This is a genomic window from Mesorhizobium sp. M4A.F.Ca.ET.050.02.1.1 (assembly GCF_003997725.1).
Lineage (GTDB): Bacteria > Pseudomonadota > Alphaproteobacteria > Rhizobiales > Rhizobiaceae > Mesorhizobium.
Genome location: NZ_RZSG01000030.1, coordinates 1 through 21,847, shown reverse-complemented (window position 1 = coordinate 21,847; position 21,847 = coordinate 1). Strand labels below are relative to the sequence as shown.

Annotated in this window: 16 protein-coding genes; 9 read left to right on the top strand and 7 right to left on the bottom strand. The window is 62.9% G+C overall.

Going from position 1 to position 21,847, the window contains the following annotated elements; genetic code table 11:
- The 5 genes from EOA33_RS04530 to EOA33_RS04510 all read right to left on the bottom strand — a co-directional run.
- A partial coding sequence (locus EOA33_RS04530) for an FHIPEP family type III secretion protein (protein WP_145989067.1) occupies positions 1 to 687 on the bottom strand: 687 nt, incomplete at its 3' end.
- 2 nt (positions 688 to 689) lie between these two features.
- A complete protein-coding gene (locus EOA33_RS04525) occupies positions 690 to 1,001 on the bottom strand; it encodes a hypothetical protein (RefSeq protein WP_245455579.1) in 312 nt (103 codons plus the stop codon).
- Between the two features lie 17 nt (positions 1,002 to 1,018).
- On the bottom strand, positions 1,019 to 1,411 hold the full coding sequence (locus tag EOA33_RS04520; protein ID WP_245482229.1) for a hypothetical protein: 393 nt from the start codon (positions 1,409 to 1,411) through the stop codon (positions 1,019 to 1,021).
- Between the two features lie 44 nt (positions 1,412 to 1,455).
- Positions 1,456 to 2,457, bottom strand: a complete 1,002-nt coding sequence (locus EOA33_RS04515; protein WP_127405064.1) for an EscD/YscD/HrpQ family type III secretion system periplasmic domain-containing protein — start codon at positions 2,455 to 2,457, stop codon at positions 1,456 to 1,458.
- A 121-nt stretch (positions 2,458 to 2,578) separates the two neighbouring features.
- Complete coding sequence (locus EOA33_RS04510) at positions 2,579 to 2,764, bottom strand: hypothetical protein (protein WP_126056235.1); 186 nt, start codon at positions 2,762 to 2,764, stop codon at positions 2,579 to 2,581.
- A 181-nt stretch (positions 2,765 to 2,945) separates the two neighbouring features.
- Here EOA33_RS04510 and EOA33_RS04505 point away from each other — a divergent pair, with 181 nt between their 5' ends.
- Positions 2,946 to 3,827 (top strand): MurR/RpiR family transcriptional regulator, encoded by an 882-nt coding sequence (locus tag EOA33_RS04505; RefSeq protein WP_348628217.1) that lies wholly within the window; start codon positions 2,946 to 2,948, stop codon positions 3,825 to 3,827.
- A gap of 182 nt (positions 3,828 to 4,009) precedes the next feature.
- Positions 4,010 to 14,968: a LysM peptidoglycan-binding domain-containing protein gene (locus EOA33_RS04500; RefSeq protein WP_190234194.1), complete on the top strand. Its 10,959-nt coding sequence runs from the start codon at positions 4,010 to 4,012 to the stop codon at positions 14,966 to 14,968.
- A gap of 23 nt (positions 14,969 to 14,991) precedes the next feature.
- Here the strand turns inward: EOA33_RS04500 and EOA33_RS04495 are convergent, their stop codons facing one another.
- The gene (locus tag EOA33_RS04495) at positions 14,992 to 15,918 is read right to left on the bottom strand and encodes a LysR family transcriptional regulator (protein WP_127405061.1); all 927 of its coding nucleotides are present in this window, start codon (positions 15,916 to 15,918) and stop codon (positions 14,992 to 14,994) included.
- Between the two features lie 3 nt (positions 15,919 to 15,921).
- Entirely contained in the window at positions 15,922 to 16,542 is a 621-nt protein-coding gene (locus EOA33_RS04490; protein ID WP_126056230.1) for a hypothetical protein, read from the bottom strand.
- Positions 16,543 to 16,646: 104 nt separating this feature from the next.
- Here EOA33_RS04490 and EOA33_RS04485 point away from each other — a divergent pair, with 104 nt between their 5' ends.
- From EOA33_RS04485 to EOA33_RS04455, 7 genes are all read left to right on the top strand, one after another.
- Positions 16,647 to 17,291, top strand: a complete 645-nt coding sequence (locus tag EOA33_RS04485) for a type III secretion protein (protein WP_245482227.1) — start codon at positions 16,647 to 16,649, stop codon at positions 17,289 to 17,291.
- Between the two features lie 17 nt (positions 17,292 to 17,308).
- Positions 17,309 to 17,941 (top strand): hypothetical protein, encoded by a 633-nt coding sequence (locus EOA33_RS04480; RefSeq protein WP_127405060.1) that lies wholly within the window; start codon positions 17,309 to 17,311, stop codon positions 17,939 to 17,941.
- Positions 17,942 to 17,957: 16 nt separating this feature from the next.
- Entirely contained in the window at positions 17,958 to 18,791 is an 834-nt protein-coding gene (gene sctJ / locus EOA33_RS04475; protein WP_281033504.1) for a type III secretion inner membrane ring lipoprotein SctJ, read from the top strand.
- On the top strand, positions 18,788 to 19,405 hold the full coding sequence (locus tag EOA33_RS04470; RefSeq protein ID WP_126056227.1) for a SctK family type III secretion system sorting platform protein: 618 nt from the start codon (positions 18,788 to 18,790) through the stop codon (positions 19,403 to 19,405). Before sctJ ends, EOA33_RS04470 begins: the two co-directional genes overlap by 4 nt.
- A gap of 4 nt (positions 19,406 to 19,409) precedes the next feature.
- The gene (gene sctL, locus EOA33_RS04465; RefSeq protein WP_126056226.1) at positions 19,410 to 20,027 is read left to right on the top strand and encodes a type III secretion system stator protein SctL; all 618 of its coding nucleotides are present in this window, start codon (positions 19,410 to 19,412) and stop codon (positions 20,025 to 20,027) included.
- Positions 20,024 to 21,382, top strand: coding sequence for a FliI/YscN family ATPase (locus EOA33_RS04460; protein ID WP_127405058.1), 1,359 nt, complete (start codon positions 20,024 to 20,026; stop codon positions 21,380 to 21,382). Before sctL ends, EOA33_RS04460 begins: the two co-directional genes overlap by 4 nt.
- On the top strand, positions 21,369 to 21,847 hold a 479-nt coding region (locus EOA33_RS04455), incomplete at its 3' end, for a hypothetical protein (RefSeq protein WP_145989066.1). The genes EOA33_RS04460 and EOA33_RS04455, both read left to right, overlap by 14 nt.

Sequence of the window (21,847 nt, the reverse complement as noted above, 5' to 3'; positions counted from 1 at the left end):
ACCGAGGGACATGTCGTGCTGCAGCGTCCCGACCGCGAAACCGCCGATCAGGTTGACCAGGATGATCACGATGCCGGCGATGACATCGCCCTTGACGAATTTCATGGCGCCGTCCATCGCGCCGAACAGCTGGCTCTCGCGCTCCAGCTGCTGGCGCAGACGACGTGCCTCCGTCTGATCGATATCGCCGTTGCGCAGTTCCGCATCGATACTCATCTGCTTGCCTGGAAGCGCATCGAGCGTGAAGCGCGCCGCCACTTCGGCGACGCGCTCGGCACCGCGCGCGACCACGATGAACTGCGCGATGGTGATGATCAGGAAGATGACCAGGCCGACCGCAATGCTGCCGCCGACGACAAAGGTGCCGAAGGCGGTAATGATCTCGCCAGCATCGGCCTGCAGCAGGATCAGTCGCGTCGTCGTGATCGTGATCGCCAGCCGGAACAAGGTGGCGATGAGGATGACCGACGGCAGCGACGAGAACTGCAGCGGATGGGAAACGTAAAACGATGCCAGCAGGATGAGCACGCTGATGGCGATATTGGCGGTGATGAGAATGTCGACGAGGAATGTCGGCAAGGGAATGAGCATCATCACCACCGCGACGAGCAGCAGGACGGCGATGACCAGATCGCTGCGGCGTGACAGTCTGGCAAGGAATTGCAGAAGCCGCTCCGACACGGTCATGGTCATTGAACGCCTCGTTGCGACAGGAAGCTCAGCAGGGCGCTGTGCGCCTCGGTCTTGCGCCCCGCCACGAGCAAGGCGCGGCTCTTCAGCAAGGCAAGCGCCGGATGGTCCATTCCTTCCAAGGTCTCCAGCCTGGCAATCGTGGCCAGCGCCTTTTCCGCCTCGCCATCGAGGATGAGCAGATGCGCCAATGTCCTCAGCACGCCGGCATTTCCCGGCGACAGCTGCGCGGCGATGAGCAGATACGCCGCGCCCCGCTTTGCCTGCCCGTGAGACCCGTAGAGAAAGCCCAGGACATGCAGCAGATGCACCGTGTCATCCGGGCCGGTCAGATTTCGATTCCTTCCTGCATGCGACCAAGCAGGTCGCGATGACGCTCGATTTCATCCTCCATCAGCGTTCTCGCAAGCGACTTGAGCTGCTCGCCGCCCTCCAGGTCGGGGACCAGGTGTGTCACAAAATGCTGGAGGATAGGCACGGAGCGCCGCAAGATGGCTGGCTCGGGTATACGGGGCATGACGAAGTTGATGAGGATCTCATCAAGCGATTCGCCAGCCGCCTCGCCGGAGGGTTGGAACTCCGCGGTTTGCGGCCTTTCAGCACCAGCGGCGGATTTCGTTCCCTGAGCGCGGCTCGCGGCCTTGTCGACGCCATTCATCCGTCGCCGGTTGATAGCCTGGCCGCGCACGCCTTCCGCCTGGCGCACCTCGCGGCCAGCCATGTCCATCCTTGCCGAATCGAGTCGTGGCCCTTCAAGCCGACGGTTCACGGATATTTCAGCGCGACCGTGGCGCCGCCCTTCGTCAGGAGAAGTTCCGTCTCGCCGATGTGCTTGATGGTCCAGCCATCATTGGTGAATGCACCTTCGTGGTAGCGGGCGCCGTCGGCTGCGATGACGTAGGGCCGGTCGCCATACCAGATCGCCTGCAGCGTCAGGCGCGGGGCCTGCTGCGCATCGCCGATCATGACGTTGGAGACCAGCGGAATGTGCGCGCCGAACGCCTGGTCGAACCAGGATTGCGTTTCCGTCCAGACGCCGCTCTTGTCATTCGGGATCATGCCCGAGACCACGAGACGCCCCGGCGATCGCTGAACGGTCAAGGTGCTTATGCCGGATTGCTCCAGACGTTGCTTGAGCCGGCTTTCCGCTTCGGCGGCGGTTTGCAGCTGCGCCGGTGATGAATCGTCCAGCACTTCCTTCCCGGTCTCGCCGGCAAAGGCCATTCTGACCGGTTCACCATCTTGAGCGGGTTGCATCTCGCCAATGTCCGGCTTGGCGAGAGAGAGGCCGTTCGCGGCGAGCGAGAGGGCGAATACGGCGCACAGAACGCTGCCCGCGACCAGGAGCGGGCGATTGGAAAAGGACCACCGACTTGCGGGGCGTTCCGGGTTGACCAGCCGTATACGGGCATCGCCGACGCCGATCGTGAGCGGCAGCCTGCAGCGGCTGCCGTGGCCTTCATGGATGGTCTCGCCTGTGGCGAGCGCGACATCGCCGCCGACGGCTTCGATCTCAAATTGGCCGCCCTTGCGCCGCAGCCTTGCGTGGACCGGCGCGATGCCGGCGTCTCTGAGAACAATGTCCGACTCCGTGCTGGAGCCGATCGTATACTGCGGCTCGACCAAGCTGAGTTCGGCGCCGGTGTGGAATCCGTGCGTGACGCTGAGCACAACGGAGTGTCCGGATGCCGGCGAGCGGGCGATGATCGACCGCAACCGGCGCGCCGGTGCCGCATCCAGATACCTGCCGATAGGAGTATCGGTCATGCCACTTCATCTCCCGCCGATGACGATTTCAAATGCAGCCTGACGCCGGTGTTGAAAAATCCTGCCGTACAAGTGCGCCGCCGGTTGCTCGCGGCGGCGCATCGGGTCGCGGAACCTTGCCTTAAGCCTTCTCAGCCGACTGGCCGAGCGTCCTCGCGGTGCTCATCAGCATGTCATGCTGGGATTTCGCGATCTCTTTCGTGATCTCCAGGCCAAACATGCGCTCCTGGTGCTTGATCATCTTGTCCAGGTTCTGTTCCGGCGACCCTGCAGAGCCGGACGTAATGGGAGGGGTAGCAGCCATCATTGTCTCCTTGCGAGAAATTCAAGTTGCAAGCGCCGGGATTCACACAGCTGCGATCCGGCACGTTGCCAAGGCAGCTTAAGGCAGTATGGCCGAAAATGAAAGTCCATTTGGAATATTTGAGCCACTGCAGTTCCAACTGTTGCGTTGCCGGCGTTCAAGGAGTAACCTCCAAGCCGGGTGAATGGGGTATTCAAAAATGGAAAAAGGTCCTTTGGCCGAGCTGTTAGTCGAACGGTTCGAGAATATGCCGCCGCAGTTGCGGGTCGCCGCGCGTTTCGTGCTCGACCATCCCAAGGATGTCGCGCTGATGTCGATGCGCGAGCAGGCGCACCAGGCCGGTGTTTCGCACAGCACGATGATGCGGCTGGCGCGATGGCTTGGCCTAGATGGCTACGAGGACATGCGCAGCCTCTATGCGCGCGCGCTTCGTGAGACAATCGTTGGTGAGCCGGCGCGGCAGGGCAAGCAGGATGGCGATCCGGGATATTCGACGGTCGGGGTCGTTGCCGATACGCTCGCGGCACAGATTGCAAGTCTCGGCGAATATGGCAGTGCCATGCAATTGATCGCCGCCGCCGGCTTGCTTGCGCGGTCCGCCAATCTGTTCGTCCTCGCGTCGCGCTATCCGGTGGCGAGCCATTGCGCTGACATCATGTCGTTTCTGGTCGATGGCGACCGCAAGGTTACGCTCGTCGGCGAGATGGGCGGCGCGGGTCTGGATGTCCTGCAGCATGCCGGAGGTGGCGACGTGCTTCTGGCTGTGGGCATGTCGCCTTATGAGCGCACGACCATCGAAGTGGCGCGCCAGTCGGTCCGCCAAGGTGTCGGCGTGGTGGCAATCACCGACAGCAGCGTGTCGCCGCTGGCCCGGATCGCGCGGGAAGCAATTATCGTCACGTCAAACTCGCAGTCGTTCTTCCGCAGCCTCGCGCCTGCCTTCGCCGCCGTCGAAATTCTGGCGGCACTGACGGCTGCGCAGTCCGAGGTGAATGCCGCAGATCGAGTAAAGCAGTCGGAAGGGCAGCTTGCTGCTTTCGGCATTTATTGGAAGCCCCCCAGATAGCATTGGAACGGGTGCTGTCGGGGCGGGCGTGACGGCAGCCGGGCTGCCGGCAACAGTGATTTCCGGAGGTCGTCCAGATGGTTCGCCCGATAACGCTCACCAAGCCGCCCGTCCAGCCGCAAAGGGTCAACGCCAAGGCAAACACCGCTGAGATAGCGCGGCTGGAGGCACAGGCGGCACAGTTGCGGGAGCAGATCAGGCTCGCCAACAGAATGGGCGAGCGTGATTGGGCGGCACAGGCACGCCAGGAACTGGCGCAGGTGAACACGCAACTCAGTTCCCTTCAACCGCCACCGGTTGCGGCTCCGGCGACGCCGGGCGTCAATGCCAGCACCGGCACCTCAGGCAATGGCGCGACGGTGGCGCCGGCTCTCTATGTGCAACCCGATCTTGCCGCACCCGCGGTGACGCCAGTGAAACTTGATGGGGGCGCGGCCGAAGAGAATCCCAGGGACGCGACTACCGCCCGCAACATTGTCAACGACGTCACCGGCGGCAAGAGCATCGACCAGATTGCGTCCGCCCGCGGCATGACGCGCGAACAGGTCATCGCCGCGCTCAGATCCGGCGGAATGACCGTGTCGACCACCGACCCGACGAGCGGCAACGGCGACGTGCAGACGACGAAGATCACGGATGCCGGCGGCCGCACCGTCACCCAATATTACGACTATCAGCACGACAGCTACTATACGAGCGTCCAGGCACAACCCAACGGCGCGGCAACCACCACGCCGGTCCGCGACGGGCTCGGGCGCAAGGAAACCAGCAGCTACAATCCCGGCGCCATCACGACGCGGTATGAAGACGATCTCGGCACCGGCACCGTCACCGAGCGGACGTCGCTGCCCAATGGTGCCTCGGTGGAAACGGTAACGCCGGGCGTCGGCCCGGCGCTTCCCGTAACCACCGTCACCGGTCCGGACGGTCGCAAGACTATTCTGAGGCCCTCCCAGGATCCTGGTGGCGCCAGCACCCAGAACATCAAGAACGGTCTCGCCGACGGAAAAAGCATCGAGCAGATCGCACGGGAAAATGGCCTCACCAGCGAGCAGGTAATCGCCGAATTGCAGGCCGCTGGCTATAAGGTGACCACGCAGCAACCGACCAGCGACAACGGCGACGTACAGTCTGTCGAGATCGTCGATCCGCACACCGGCGACAAGACTGTCTACTCGCACGACTATCAGCATGACCAACGCACCGTCGTGACCACCGCCGACGGCCAGGAAACGTCGCAGTCCGTCGATGGCAACGGCAGGACCCGCCACAGCGTCCGCAACACCGAGACTGGCGAGACCACCACCACGATCGTCGATCCGCGGACCGGAACTGAAACCAAGATCGTCACCGACAAGGACGGCCGGGTGACGACGACGACCACCGAGGAGATCAACGGCGGCGAACCTGTCGTATACGAGGTCAAGCCGGGCGACAGCCTGACCCTGATCGCGCGGCAATATGGCGTATCGCTGGATGATCTCAGACGGACGAATCCTGAGCTTTTCAGCTCCGCTCGCGACCCGAACGTCATCCACGTCGGTGAAAAGATCACCATCGAAAACGGTACGCGCACGACCGTGGAAGTCACCTTCAACGGCTACACGCTGACCACCGGGCCCGACGGCAGCATGACGCTGCACAACAACAGCACCGGCAGCGACCTGAAGATCGAGGTTGGCACGGCGCAGCAGGCGTTGGCCGAACTGCTGCTATCGATCAATCCGCAGAGCAGAGATCCCGAACAGGCCAAGGCCGACACGGTTCTCAAGACGATTCTGGAAGGCGTGCTCGGCGGGGCAAGTCCCGAGCTTGCCCAGCAAGCCGCAGACGCGCAGCAAGCAGTAAGGGACGCAATCGAGCAATATGGCGGCGGCAAGCCTGCGACGCCGAATCTCGACGGCAGCGCCACATCGGTCGGCCCGTTCGGCGAGCCGCCGTCGGCCACGGCTCCGTCAGGCGGCAAATGGGTGCCGCTGATGGTCGACGGGAGCTGGCAATGGTTCGATCCGGAAGTTGCGCGGGCGATCGCCGCCGAGAACGCTGTGATAGCGCGCCTCGGCGAAGCACAGGCAAAGCCTGGGCAGAGCGCAGCCCAACTCGACGTCTATGCCCTGGATCCCGAATATAGCGGAGCCATGACGAGTGCCGGGACGACACTTGACAGGGTCTTGGCGCCGTATGGGCTGCAATGGCAGGCCCCCGAGCCGAAAGGCACGCTTGCAGATGCGCAAGCGCGGCTGACCACCGCCAACAACATGCTTCAAAGTGCCAGCACTGCCCGGGCTGAGTACGAGGAGGGCGAGAGGAGCCTCCTTGACGCCATCGACAAGCAGGCGACGCTGCCGGTGCTCAGCGATCCGAGCAAGCCGTCCGTAGGGGCTCCCGGCGGGCCTACCAGTGAGGAAATCAACCTTCAGGGCAAAGCTGAGCACGCCGAAGCCGCACAGCTCTTTATCAACGCGGCGCTGCACACTGCGCGAGGCAACAAGGCCACGATCGACCAGATGGTCGGTGCAACAGAGCTGGAGCTTGCCGAGGCCAAGCCCGGAAGCCCCGAGCATACCGAAATCAATGGCAGGCTCGAGAACCTGAGAGCGATGCAGGAGGCGGCAGCCAGCCAGGTGACCCTGGCTGAGGCGTATGAGCAATTTGGAGTTGCGCAAAAAGATGCGGCCGACCTTGCCGTGCGGGTCGAGCCGATCAAGCAAGGCTTGATCGCGCAAGCGATGCAGAGAAATCCGCACCATTTTGATTGGGACGGCTACACGAACGGTGCAGGCGAGAACACCGGCAACCTGAAGTCGCAGGAAGTGATCGAGGAAAATGGACAGCTCTATCTCGTAAACACCTACGAGAATGATGTTTTCAGCGATGAGAACGGCAATGACACGCCAGTCCTGAAATATGCTCTGACATACGATCTCGACGACAAGAATATCAGGGACGATTTCCGCAACGATCCGCTCAACAAGCAGTGGCAGGAGTTAATGGCGTCGACGCAAAGCCCGACGTCGGCGCCGGTCTGCACGCCCTCCGGAACAGGTTCGCAATCGGCGCTGGCGGCCGCCAAATCCAACATCATCGGCGTGCAGGTCGAGCGGTTTGACGCACAGCTGCAAGATGCAAAAACTAGGCTCGTCGACGCGACGACGGCTCGCGACAATGCCATCGCCGAGCATGGCGGGGGAACGGTAGAAGCGCCCACCGGCACGCTCCAACCAGGCGAGACGCCGGTCAAGATCACTGTAAACGGTCGCGATCTTTGGGTCGCACCGGACGTTGCCGCTGCCTACGAGAAGGAAGGAGCGGGCGCAATCGGTGCCAGCGGCAAGTCGGTCCGGATCGAGATAGGTGGCCAGTGGCTTTGGGTGCACCCCGAAGTGGCGGCCGCGGAAATCGACAGGGGTTTGGCTGAAACCGAGAAGTCTCAATTGGAGACCTGGGCGGAGGATATCCGCCCTGCGATGGTGGCGGCGCGCGACTGGTACAGCTTCTATGCAAGCAGCCCCAAGCTTCTGACATATGGCAACGAGGAGCATGAGGCGCGGCTCAAGAACACGTATTTTGAGGAGCACAGGGATCAGGCGCTCGCCGGCTACCAGGTTCAGCTCAACCGGTTGTACGAGAACGGGTTCACCGGCGAATACAAGCAATACAAGCCTGGCGAACTCAGCGGCGCGGTTGCCCGCGCGCTCGGTCTCGATGCATCGAGCGAGGGGGTCGCAAAGGTTACCGGTGAAATCACTGACCGCGCCGGCGAAGACGCAGAGGTCAAGTTCGTTCCGATGTTCTCGCTTGATGGCGGGATGGAATCGTCGACAGCATTATTCGCGATCAGGAGCGATGGAAAAGACGTCGGCTATGTCGACAGCTCCGGCAAATACTACGGCAGTTTCGACGAATTCCAGCACGAGAACCGCATCTTCAGCGAGAAGGGCAAGCTGATCCTGGCCAGGGGCGGCGACATGAGACTCGGCGCCGACGGATTCTCACTCGACGAACTGGAGGTCGCCGACGCGCGCAAGGTGGATTTCTGGGACAAGGCCACCGACATCGGTCTTGGCATCGTGGCTGGCGCCGCCACCATCGTCTCGTTCGTTCCAGGCGGTCAATGGGCCATTCCCATCGCGATCACCTCCGGTGCCGCTCTTGGCGGCAAGACTCTGTACAAGGAAGGTGAGCACCTGCTTCAGGGCGGCGACTTCGATAGCCAGTCGGCCTGGAATATCGCGACCGGCGTGACTGCGTTCCTGCCGGTAGGCGCCGGTGCCCTGCGCACGTTCGGCCTGGCAAGGGCCGGCTTGTCCACGTCCGAGGCTTTCGCTGGCGGTTTCGGGATGGCGCGGATGAGCGACGCCAGCTGGGGCATTGGCAAATTCCGCGTAAACGTAACGCAATCCTCATATGCCGAACAGGCAGCGAACTATCTGCAAAGCGGCAGCAAGCTGACCACCACAGCCTGGGGCCTTGATGTCGGCGGCGTTGTCACGGGTGTTCCGGTGCTTGCCAGATCGGCGGAGGATCTGGCCGAGCATGGCGGCGAAATGTCCTTTGCCGAACTTGCGAACGCCATCATGGGCATCGGTACGGGTGCGGTCGGCACCGGCCTGGGCGGCCGCTCGCTGCTGTACAATATGCCTGGAGCGGCCGGCCCTCGGGGCGGCGACGGGACTCCACCGCCGGGGTCTCCGCCGCCAGGCTCCCCACCGCCTGGCGGAGCGGATTCGGGACCGCGACCGCGGGCCGTCTACGCGATGGGCCCGGACGGTGTCTACAGGCCCACCGGCGAACACGTCATGCCGGACCCGAATGAGATCGTTATCCAGGGCGAGGTGATCGGCGAAACCAGCGACCAGCAGGGATATGGTTTCGGTGCTCGCGAAGGTTTCGGTAACGCGGCGGACGCCGGAAATCCAACCGGCCAGCGCGCGCTGCCGGCCGGCGAATCAGAGGGCCAGAACCCGCCGCCACCCGCGGGCGACAGGAATGATCTATCAGGCGACGGCCAGCTGTCGCAGCCGATCGTGTTGCATGAGCCAGGCGCCGATGACCCGACCATGCTGCCGGGCCGCGATCCGGACGGCTCGGCCGTGCGAAGCTCATCCATCCCCGCTGGCGGCGATCCTATCATCGTGCCGAACAAGCCGATCGTGACGGACGGCGCCTTGCATCTTGTATGGGACCCGGAGACACGCAGGTTCACCGGCACACCTGAACGCGACACGAGCGGGTATGTCTACACCAGTGGCAAGGATCCGACGACGCCCTCGGCCTATCTCGACGGCTTGACCACCGAGCAGCTCGTGGCCCGTTACGAGCGGGAGCAAGGCTACTATTCCAGCCGTGAGCTGGCCGAGCGCTATGGTCCGGATGGCATTCCACAAACGCTGCGGAGAGAGGTGGACGAAAGCGCAGCTGCTGGCGCCAACCCACCGGCAGGGGTCGAGCCGGCCAAACAGAAGAACTGGCCGGACTTCAGGATATCGGCGCTCGGTCGCGTCCGCTTCAATTCCGATCCGCTAAACCTGGCTGTCCATTCGATCCCGGGTGTGCCCGAGGCACTTCAGCTAGGATCGCCGACCTGGCGGTCATACATGGTGGGGTTCGGAACACGCAGCGGCTATCGTGCCCTTTGGCAGTCATTTGCCGACAGCGTCAAATACGGGTCGCTCGAACCGGTACGCTACACACTCGGCAAGGAACTAGGGATCTCCATTCGCCCGAACGAGCATCGCAATATCACGCTCGCACAACTCGGTCTCAAAGTTCAGCGCCAGACCGCCTTTCAATTCAAAGGGGAGGATCTTCTCAACGCGGCCCGTCAGGGGCTGTTCGGCGACGCCCCGGATTCTGTCTTCACGGTTATGCCGCGTTCTGCCCGTGTCGAGGGTCAGGCAGGGAATAAGGGTTGGGCCCTGGAGCTCACATTCAGCCTCGCCCTTCGCTCAAAGTCGGCAACTTTGAGGAATGGTGAAAGCGACTTTTTCCGTCAAATGGCGGACGGCAAGACCGAATTCTCTGAGTTCGATGGCGATGTTCCGTATCGGAAGGTTTATCTCGAAGACAAGTATTATCTGACGAGTTTGCTGAGCGTCGAGAAGCGATACGAAGTGGCGATGAACGCAACATTGCCCAAGGGAACCATCGTCAATTCAGATTTCGTCGACGCAAACAGGGGAGTACTTGACCGCCTCCGGTTGAGGGCCCAATTCGTCGTGAAAGACAAGAACACGGCGCAGGCGCTTGCCGACCATCCTGACATCAGCACGATCCGGGCACTGGTGGCGTCGGGAGAAATCGATGCTCAGAAATCGATGTTGTTCATTCCTGGCTCAGAAAGCGGGATGCGGCAATCTGCTGTTCCCGGATTGGCACTGGGAGAGACAATTGTCGATCTCACGGGAAAAAGTCGACGCGTCTGGAATCCCGGCGCAAGCCGGCTCGAGGTCATCGTCAACGAGGCATTCCACAAATTCCTGCCAAGTCCCGATCGCATCATCCTGCGCAAATTGCCTGCTCCCTACAATCATTACGTTCGCTCGGACGGTCCGATCTACGTCAACCTTTTTGGCAAGCGCGAGGCTGTCGCCTCGACACTAGACGTCACGCTTGCGGTACGGAGCCCAGCCCTCAAATTCCGCGTGCCCTCGGTCCCGTTCCTGCAATTGCCATTGGCCTTCACAGGCGAGATCAGGTTCTTTTATCGAACGAATTTGCCTGAGGTCGCCCCGATCGTCGCGAAAGCCGATTTCGTTAGACGTGGATTTACCTTTGGCGACACACTGCCTGTGGAAATAGCGGTTCCGCGCTGGCTGCATGAGCTCGACCAGCGAGCTGACATGGGAGGAGGTATCGCATTTCCGAGAGGCGGCCGGGCGTCGTTCGCAAAATGGCTGGATGAACTCGAAACGACGGCGACACCCAGTCAGAAGGCCGATATTGAGGCGTTCCGCCAATCCACGTTGCTGTCGCTTGAGGATGAAGCTTTCATTCCGCCTGGCGCGATGAGCGCCGTCCGAGACTTCCTCGAGACACAGGCAAAACCAATTGAGATGCCGCCGCCGGAATTTGTCTATCTGGCGCCATCCGACCAGCAACAGCCGCTTGCGCGCTGGTATCAAAGGCAAGGAGTTGCTCCTTCGCCTTCAGACCGGCCTCTTTTGTTTCGACGGCCAGCACCGCCGGCAGGCAACCCTGCGCCTGGGCAAGACGCGGCCGCTGGCGCCGCCAACGCTGCGTCGGCCGGTAAACGCCCGCCAAGAACCCTGCAGCTTCAGGACGAGAGCGGCAATGTGATCGCCGCCACAGTGCTGGGCACCGGGCCGGCCAGTCCGGAGCGGGTTTATGTGCCGCCGGCCGACGGACCAAAGGCGCGCGGCGACGAACCGGAGCTGATGGACAAGTCGCATATTCTGTATCGGGACCCGGAGACGGGCGAAGCGTACGTCCTGCCATGGGTGCGCGGCGGCTCGCAGGACCACGTCCCGGGCAGCCAGGGACGACCGGAAGGAGAGACCGTGCCGCCGCAGGCAATGCCGGCCAGGAAGGCAATCGAAGCAGCGCCGCCAACGACCCATTCGCTGCAGCAGGTCCGCAACATGCGGCAGCCTGAAAAATGGAAGGCCGGCGAGACTTACACACGCGAACTCAACGGATCGCTTGGAGAGGCGCATTTCCCGGTCGCGGCCAATCCGGACGGCCCGCATCCCGTCTTCGGCGAGGGCGGGCGCTACGTGGATTCGCCTGTCTTCAAGAGCCCGGACGTGATCGAGGCCATCGAGGTCAAGACCTACCATCGCTGGACGACCATCAACGGTGTCGCCCAGATGCGTGAAGTACCGCTGACGCCAAAACTGCAGGAGCAGATCAACAAGGACGTTGCGCTGCGCAACGAGAACCCGGCCTATCAGCCGCGCTGGGTGTTCCTCGATGCGCCGCCTTCCGCGGAGTTGCAGCAGGCGCTCGATGACGCGCGAATTATCGGCAACATCTTTGGACACAGCAAGCCCGCCACGGCAACACCGCAATCTCAACCGGCGTCGAACCAGGTCGGCGTGGGCCGAACCATCCGTCTCCAGGACAGGAATGGCGAGGTGATCGTCGCGGCAATGCTGGGCACCGAGCCGAGGAGCCCGGAGCAGGTTTATGTGCCGCCTTCCGACGGACCCCGCGCCGCGGCCGATGCTCCGGAGGTGCAGGACAAGACGCACATACTGGTCTATGACCCCGACACGGGTGAAGCCGTCGTGCTGCCTTGGATACGCGGCGCCTCCGACGACCATGTGCCGGGAAGCCTGCCGGAAGAGGGCGATCAACCTGCCAATGCGGCCGAGGAAGCAAGCAATGCCGGCCGCCCGTCGCGCGGCAATGTCGGTCCCTATGTTTTCCGCGCTGATACGCGCTCGCCGAGCGAGATCAGGGACGCGGGCGGCTTCTCGCCACCGCCGCCGACAGGAATCTGGGTGGACAATCCGCAAGGCATCGCGCTGAGCAACTATGTGATGGGCAACACCCATGGCCGATTCGTTGGTACGAGCCAGTCGGTCTCCGGGGCCAAGACCTTCGTCGCGGAAGAGTCGCGGGCGGCGCGCCAGCAAGGCTACACCTATCTTTATACGCTGAATCCAAGCAGACCACGCCTCCACGTCCCGACCGAGTTCGAGGCGATGGGCCGGCCTGTCGGCGACAGGATGGCCGGCGTCGACGAGACGGCGATCGACGGCAGCATACCGTGGAACGAGGTCTACGGATGGAGGATGATGGATCCTGACGGCAACTTCGTCGGTGGGTTCACCCGCAACGAGGATGCCGTTGCTCCGGGCGCGTCGACGCCCGAACGCCCGCAGATAATCCTGCGGCCGGCCGACGAATTCTGGGATATCAGCGCGCCGTCGGAGACGCCGGTGACCGAAGCCGTGGTCAATGAGGCGGCGCCTCTGGCCAGCGAAGCGCCGCAGGTGTTGAACGCTTCCGCCGAAGCATCGTCCGCAGGTGCCGCATGGCCCCTAGCACCTGACCGCGGCAGGGCGGTCTTCGACCCTGCCAGCGGAAAGTTCGTCGGCCTTGAGCTTCCGGTAAGTTCCGCCGCGGAGCCGGGATTTGCCGAACCTGTGCGCGCGTCGACCGGGCCAGAGGTCAGGTCGCTTTCGACCGATCAGATTTCCGGACTGACCGACGCGCAACTGCATGCAATCAAGCCGGAGCACATCGCCAGGCTGACGCCCGAACAGGTGGCCGCACTGAGCCCCGAGCAGTTCGGGCAGCTGACGTTCGATCAGGTTGCGGCGCTGCGGCCAAAGCAGTTGCAGGCGGTGAGCGCCGAACAGCTGCAGGCGATCAGGCCAAGCAGATTGCAGGCTATTGCCCCTGGCCGCATCAGCGCCTTGCGGCCGGATCAGGTCGCTGCCCTCTCACCTGAGCAACTTGCTGCCTTGACCATCGAGCAAGTGCGCAAGCTGACGCCCGACCAGATAGCCGGGCTCAGCGACGAGCAGCGCAATGCCTTCACGTCGGAGCAGTTCGCCGCCATGAGACCTGTCCAACTCGGCCATCTTGATGCCACGCAGTTCGCGGCGTTGAATCCCGACCTTGTCGCGGCACGCAATCCCGTGACGACGGCACAGCTGTCGCCGGACCATATTTCGGCGCTTACGCGTGAGCAGCTTGGCGCCCTGACGATTCATCAGATCGAGGCGCTGACGAAGCAGCAGATAGCGGCCCTCACGCCGAAGCAGCTTGGCGAGCTCGGCCCCGGCCAATTGCGCAAGTTCACGCCAACGCAGTTTGCCTGGATGTCGACGGATCAGACGAACGCCCTCTCCGTGCTGCAACTGACGACCTTCCGTGCCACCCACAAGAAGGCGATGACGCCGGATCAGGCTGCCAGTGTCGACCTGGCCCTCAGCCATGCGAGGATGCGCGAAAACGCTCAGGCGCTCGCCACCTTTGGCGGCATGTCGACCACCTCCTACGCGTTGTGGAGTTCGTTGCCGCCAACCTGGAGCGCGACTGCCGCAGCCGTGGCATTTGGCGTGCGAGGCTTCGTTTTCGGCTCGCAGGCGATCTTCCCCAACGCAACCGCAAATCACAAGCCGTTCGGGCGATTCCTCAACGCGCTCGGCGGGGCCACATTCATTGCAGCGGCGCCAGGTGCCGCGACCGGGATGATCCAGGGTAAGGACCTTGTCGTCAACAGCACGTTTTCGCTCGGCAACGTCGTCTATGGCACGAAGTCGATGCTGCAGTCGTTCACCGGCAGACCGGTGATCCGAAATGTGGCCGAACATCTGGCTGGACCCGGCTATGTGCTTGGCTGCGCCGTCTATACGCTGCACTCCTGGCCGGCGCCGATCGCCACGGTCGCGGGCACCCTGTTCACGTTCGGCTGCGCCGAATTCTGGGCGTCGGCCATAAGGACGGACCGAATGAATCGCCGTTCTGTGCCGCGAACCGATGCCGATATCGCGGCGGCGGAAAAGTCCGACAAACGTTGGGGTTCATGGGACCGGTGGACTTTGGGCATCACATTCGGCATTGGAATGCTTCTCTTCTCGCTGGATTCCTTGCTGGCGGAGCCTTGGGAGGGCGCGCCGACCTCTCCACCCGATCCGAAAAAGCAGAATGGCGATGCGTCGTCCCAGCAGCCCGATGATCCCTCCGATGTTCCAGGGAAGCCGCAAACCCCGCCCGAAGACTTCCCGCAGCTCGTGGTGTCGGCGGATGACGGTCTGAATCTGCGGACGGAGCCCGACGGGAATTCGAACGTGGCCACGGTCCTGCAGCCCGGCACGTTCGTCGAACAGACCGCGAAACCTTCGACCGATCCGTCGGGAGAAGCCTGGATACCTGTCGAAGGTTTCGGACCGGACGGTAAAATGCATAGCGGCTGGGTTTCCGGCGACTATGTCGAGGTTCATCCCGATGGCAGCAGCAACGCCAAGGGCCGCACGAATCCAGCGCTGGAGAAGGGCGGCTATCAGTGGGTCGAGGTGAAGAGCGGCGACAGTATTCGCCTGATCGCCAGGAGCCATTCTGCGGACGTGGCGGCGACCGTCGTGCTCAACATGGATCATATTATGAGCCCGGATGTGATCTTTTCAGGCGATCGCATCTATCTGCCAGCAGCGTCGGTCGGCTGAGGCGCCACGGGCTCAACTGCGAGCTAGTCGGCAGGCTGCGCCTTGCCGATTCTGGCGGCATATGCATGTGCGATGCAACCGGCCAACTTTGCCGCCCGCTCCGCTATCGGATTCGATGGCTCGGAGGAGTACGAAGCGGTGAACCGCAGGTCGGAGGGATGCCATTCGCAGTCGACGATGCGCAGGGCGCCGCTGGCCGTGTGGTCTTGGACGACTTCCCTGGGGAGGGAGGCGATACCGATCCCGTTCAGCGTCATCTTGATGGAAGCGGCCAGCGAATTGGCGGGAAAGATACGCGGCGTCGCTTCAAACTCGCCGGTCAGCTTGCGGTAAAGCTCACTGTAAGGTCTCGTCGTGCGCGCATAGCTGATGATTGGGAATTGCATCAGGTCGCTCACCGTCAGCTTGCCCCGGTTGGGTAGTTTCAAGGCGGGCGAGCAGACCCATACGAGCGGGAAGGATGGCAGCTCCATATTCTCGATGCTGTATTCCTGAATGGGGCCCATCAGCACCGCAAGATCGAGTCTGTGGGACATGAGCTCGTTGCGAAGGGTCGTCGTTGTGTCGACGACGATATCGGTATCGACGAGCGGATAGTTTACCTGCAATTCCTTGAGGAAATCGGGAAGCCAGGTGTGCACGATGGTCTCGGCAACCCCGAGCCTGAGCACTCCCGCGGTCTCCGATAGAGAGTTTGCCGTCAACTGCAGCCGTTCGGCCACGCGCAGCACCCGCTGCGCTGGCGGCAGCAGCCGTTGTCCCTCTGCGGTCAGCCTTACGGTGCTGCTCTGCCTCTCAAATAACTTCGCGCCGAGCGCTTCTTCCAGACCGGCAATTCGGGTCGACACCGCCGGCTGTGTTGTGTTCAGACGTTCCGCCGCCTTTCGAAAGCTTCCGAAAGTCGCCACCAGGACAAAGGTTTCGAGCTGCTTGATGTTGAAAGGGATCACAGTTCAATGCCGGACAATCTGGGCGCCGATCTGGCTGGCGGGCGCCAATCCGGCCAGTCCTTCTTGCTCGAAATCGTGTCGCGACCGGACCACTCGAGCCCTCCCTCCCGACGCCGCATATCGCAGCGCCTTGCCGTCTCCCAATAAGTGGTAGAGGCGCCGCTTCGTGGTGTTGATCACGATCGATCCTTTCCGTTGAGCCTCATCGAAATCCACGATCTCCCTGGGATTGCCGACCGTGTTTCTCCCCGGAACCTGGTCGGGAGCGGATGGCGAGACCAGCGCATTTCTGGCTTGATCGTAGCTCCAGCTGCGCGGGTCATAGCCGCTGTTCGATTGAGCCTGCGCCGGCGCCGCGGCGACAGTCAACGTGGCAGCAATCAGAACTGATTCACCCAAGCGCTGGACGAGGCGCGGACAGACCAGGGTCCAGCGCCCCGGAATTCCGGCGTGAGCATCCAGGCTCGCGACCAGGTTCCCGTTTGCCGCCACCGAGCCCCATCCCTCCCAAATTCGAGCATCGAACCGGCGATCACGAACCGGTGATGTCTGATTCCAGCGCGCACCATATCGCTTTGCGCACCGTTCGCAACATTTGGAACCAAATGCGCAATAGAAATCCAATTGGACTTCCAATTTTGCAGTGCGCACGATACAAGTGAATTGGCGGGTAAACCACGAGACAGGCGACGCGGGCCATCACTTCGCGTCCCTTTGCGATAGGACCTATGTTGACGGGACGCGGTACCTGCCATGCGGACTGGTCGTCGGGAACCAAGGCTGTCTTCGCGGGCGGCCTTGCGATGATCCTGATGCTTGGCCTTGCTTCCTCGTGGGCAAATGCCGCCGAGCCACGCTGGCCTGCCGGTCCTTACAAATACATCACGGTCGATCAGTCGGTGACGGACGCGCTGGTCGAGCTTGGCCGCAACATGCGCGTGCCAATGCGTGTCAGCAAGCTTGTGAAGGGGCGCCTGAGCGCCGGCATGCCGGTTGGAACGGCCCGCGAATTCCTGGAAGAGATCTGCAGTCGGTACGGGCTGGTCTGGCATTTCGACGGCATCGTCATGAACGTCGCGACCGAGGCTGAAGTCCAGACGGAGATGATCCCGCTCAATGCCGACACGGCTGCCGGCGCGGAAGATCGGCTGCAGCGCCTGGGCGTCATCGATCCGAGGTTTCCGATCAAGGTTTCCAGGCAAGACGATGTCGTCTCGGTGTCTGGGCCGCCGTCCTATGTGGAACTCGTCCGAAAGACACTTGGCGTTCCCGCATCGAGCACGAAGCAGGAGCCCGGCAAAGTCGTTTCGATCCGCGTTTTCCGCGGCGGCAAGCTGGCGGAGACACAGAATGTGCCCGTCAGTCCAAACTGAAACAGGAGGCCAGGTTCATGCAGATCGCGCCGATTGGAGCCCTGGAAGCAACGCTGGCAAATTTGACCACCAGTATAAGCTCGCAACAGCAGATCACCGCCGGCGCGGCAGCGGAGCCGGGTAACCGGATGGTAGGCGCCAAGCAGGAAAAGCACGATGTCGCAAAGGCCAGCACGCCCGAGCGCGGCGATGTCGCTACGCGGGCCGGTCAGCAGGTGGCGCAGGCATCGTCCGGCGCCAATCCGGCAATGGCCGGACAATCCGCCAAAGCGGAACGGACCGAACCGATCGTCGAACGCCAACTCTTCGACTATCTGGCCGAGGCGGAGAAGGCAGGGGGTGGGGCGCTCACCGATCCCTCGGCACTCTTCGGGTCAGCCGTTCGGTCGCTTGAAGGAACCATGCAGCAGGTCCAGAAAGCCCTTGGCCAGGCGAACGCCCCCGTGAACGCCGAAGCAGCCTCGGTGCCCGAAGGCGCCGGCAAGGCGGCGCCATCGGGCAAGGAAGGCGAAAACGCGCCTGCAAAGAATGCCGAGCAACTGCTCGAGCGATCGATTTCGGTGATGTGGGCAGCCGCCAATCTCGAGGTGGTGACGAGCAGCGTGACCGCGGTCACGTCGTCCACCAGCACGCTGATCAAGCAACAGTAAGCGCTACGGAGTGTTCGTGCCCACCCTGTCCTTGCCGCAGCGATCAACGTTTTTGAATCGGTGCGGCGCCTGGTGCCGTGTCGCGCTCGTTGTCACGGGTATGCTTGTGCTGCAGGCGTGCTCGGTGGAGCTCTATTCCAACCTCAACCAGCGGCAGGCCAACGAGATCGTCGCCACGCTGATGCGTCACGGGATTCCGGCCCAGCGCGAGGCCGGCAAGGACGGCAAGATGACGGTCTCCGTGCAGAAGGACCGTTTCGCCGAAGCCATGGCAATCCTCGATGAAAGCGGGTTGCCCAAGCAGGAATTCCAGACGCTCGGCGAGGTGTTCAAGAGAGACGGACTGGTGTCCTCGCCGGTAGAGGAGCGGGCGACGATGATCTACGGCCTGAGCCAGGAACTTTCGCAGACGATTTCGGACATCGACGGCGTGCTTTCGGCGCGCGTTCATCTCGTCCTGCCCGAAAACGATCCGCTGAGACAGCAGTTGGTGCCGTCGTCCGCCTCCGTCTTCATCCGGCATCGCGCATCGGTTCCGATGAATGAGCTGATCCCGCAGGTCAAGATGCTGGTAGCCAAGGGCATCGCCGGACTGACCTATGACAATGTCTCGGTCACGCTCATTCCGGTGACCGCAACGGCCCCCGAACAACAAACCGGCGAAGCAGGCTTCACGACATTCCTCGGACTTTGGCTGCATCCGGACAGCGTCGCCGCCGCCATGTGGCTGTTTTACGGCATGGCGGCCGCCATACTCGCGCTGGCTGCTCGGCTGGCTTACCTCCAATGGTATCGACGTTCGGATGTCTACGCGCTCGACGCGACCGCTCTGCCGGTGAAGAAGACATGACCCGGACTGGCTCGCAGCAAACCGCCAGCCCGGAATGGCAGGCATTCATGTCCAACCCCGCATCCTATGCGGATGCGGCTCGGCTGGCGGACTGCTTTGACGGCACGATCAGCGAGGCCGCTTGCGAGCGCATGCTGCGGACACAACGCCTGCAGCAGCGCTTGTCGAATTTGCTGCTCGAGCGCTATCGGCTCTCTTGCGCGGTCGATGAACCGGCCGACGCGGTGGATCGGGCAATCGCCTTGTCATCGGGGGAGGAGTTGGAGGAACTCGTGCTTCGCTCGGGCGCGATCTACTGGGCCGGAAATCTGGCCGCTGTCATTGACGGACGCGAGGCCGATGCGTTGCAGGTGGCACTCGGTGCGGATCTCTGCACGTTCGCGGTCGCCAACCGCGACCTGGCCGGTCCGCTGCAGCCTTTGCAGCCCTTGGAGGATATTCACCGTCGCGTCTATGCCGACGGCCTGAGTTGCCTTGGCGCGTGGTGTCAGGCGATGCCGGGCGGGACGAGCATGCGAGTTCGTCTCAAGCTGATGCCGCACGAGCTTGTCGATCAGACGACTGAGCCGTTTGCCGAAGCCGGTCCGGCGATTGTCCGACGAGCGATGGGCTAGCGTAATGGTCGAACCGGGAACAGCGACCAATGACATGCCAGGGCGCCCTTATGCCCGCATCCTGCGCGCCGCTGAGGCGCGCGCCTGGCAGGATGGGCACGCCTTTCTCGACGAGGCGAGGCGCGATGCCCAGCAGTTGCGTGAGGCCGCTCGCCGAGCCTACGCGGCCGAATATGCGCAGGGCTATGAGGACGGCAAGGCGCAGGGCGATGCGGACGCCACGCGGCTGATAGGCGAAACAGCGGTCAAGGTGGATCGCTATCTTGGCGGACTGCAGGCGGAAGTCATCGGTCTGGCCATCGAAATCGTCAGGCGAATGCTGGGCGAGTTCGACGTCGGCACGCTTGTCGCCAAGGCCGCGAGGCACGCGGTTTCCGAAATACGCCGCGCCAAATATCTGAAAGTCCGGGTTCATCCCGCTTCCGTCGACAGGGTTCGCGATGAGCTGGACGCGGTCTTGCGCGAGAGCGATCTGGGCATGACCGTCGAGATCGACGCGGATGATGCGCTGGCGGCCGGCGCCTGCATCGTTTCGACCGACTTTGCCGTCGTCGATGCCAGCATCGACGCGCAGCTCAATGCCATAGCGGCCGCGATAGGGTCAAAGGCGGAGGTTCCATGACGGCGCACGCTGCCGAAATCGAAAATCGCCTGGCGTCCATCATCCCCGGCCTGCGTTCCGGCCTGCGCGACGATGCCAGCCGGCCGAGGCGAGGGCGCGTGCGGCGGGTTACCGGCACGGTCATCCACGCGACCGTGGAGGAGGCCCGGATCGGCGAGATATGTGAATTGGTAGACCCCAGAACCGGCAGGACGACCAAGGCGGAAGTCGTCGGCCTGATGGACGAGATGGCGATCCTCGTTCCGCTTGGCGACCTGACCGGTCTTTCAAGCCTGACGGAGGTCGTTGCGACCGGAAAGGAGCAGTTGGTGCCCGTCGGTCCTGGCCTCTTGGGTCGGGTGATCAGCGCGCTCGGCGAGCCATTGGACGGCGAGCCGCTCTCGCCGGATGGCATTGTCGGCAGCTATCCGGTCAATGCCTATCCGCCATCTCCGCTCGAGCGCAGTTTGATTTCCGAGCCGATCCAGCTTGGAATCCGCGCTCTCGATGGGTTGCTCACTTGCGCGCGCGGACAGCGCGTCGGCATTTTCGGCGAGCCCGGTGTCGGCAAGTCGATCCTGCTTTCCGACATCGTCAGCGGCACCGATGCCGATGTCGCCGTGGTCGCCCTTGTCGGCGAACGTGGACGCGAGGTTCGCGAATTCCTAGAGCATCAGCTTGGACCGGAAGGGCGGCAGCGGGCAATCGTCGTCGTCGCGACATCCGACCGGCCCGCCATCGAGCGCGTCAAGGCGGCCTATGTGGCGACTAGCATTGCGGAATATTTTCGCGACCAGGGCAAGCATGTGCTGCTTGCGATGGACAACATTACGAGATTTGCCCGTGCCCAGCGCGAGATCGGCCTGGCCTCGGGCGAGCCACCGACGCGTCGCGGTTTTCCGTCTTCGCTGTTTGCCGTCCTGCCGCGGCTGCTCGAGCGCTCGGGCCCTGGTCGCGTGGGGTCCATCACCAGCCTTTACAGCGTTCTCCTGGAAGGCGACGGCACGCTGGATCCGGTCGCCGAGGAAATCCAGGCGCTTCTAGATGGCCACGTCTTCCTGTCGAACGAACTTGCGCAGCGCAACCATTTCCCCGCCATCGACGTCCTGCGCAGCCGAAGCCGTCTGATGGATGCCGTCGTGCCCCCGGTGCATCGGGCCGACGCCAGCCGCCTGCGCGAGCTGCTTGCCCGCTACGCCGATATCGAACTTCTCCTGCGCGTCGGCGAGTATGAAAAGGGCGGCGATGCGGTGGCGGATGAGGCTGTGGCGAAGATCGACGCCATCAACGCCTTCCTGCGACAGGCGTCCGCCACACACGAGAGCATCGAGAAGACACGCCAACGCATGCGGGAGATCGCTGATGAAGGAGCGTGACATGATCGCTCGATTGCGCGACCTCAGACACCGCCGTGAAGAACGCGCAAAGGAAGTGGTGATCAGAAGGCACGCCGCCGCGCACCGGGCCGCAAGGGAGGGGCAGGAGGCGGCCGCCGCGGTCACGGAGCACCTTCAGCGCATAGTCGACGCCGAAGATGCAGCCTTCGGTGCGCTTGTTGGACAGCCGGTCAAGGCGGCCAGCCTCTCCCGGCTTCAGGGACGGTTCGAAATCGCCGCCAGAAAAACCGAGCAGTTGCGGGAAAGCGAGAAGATGGCCGAGGTCGCCGCACAGCGACGGAAGGTGGAGTTGTCGGTAGCCCGCAAGCATCATCGCGCAAGCATGAAGGCCGTAGTGAAGCTGGATGGGCTTCTGGAGCAATTGAGCAAACGCACCGCGCGTCGTCGCCTGGCGCTTGCCGAACTTTCCGAGGAAGAGGAGCGCGGCCCACCGCGCCCGCCCAC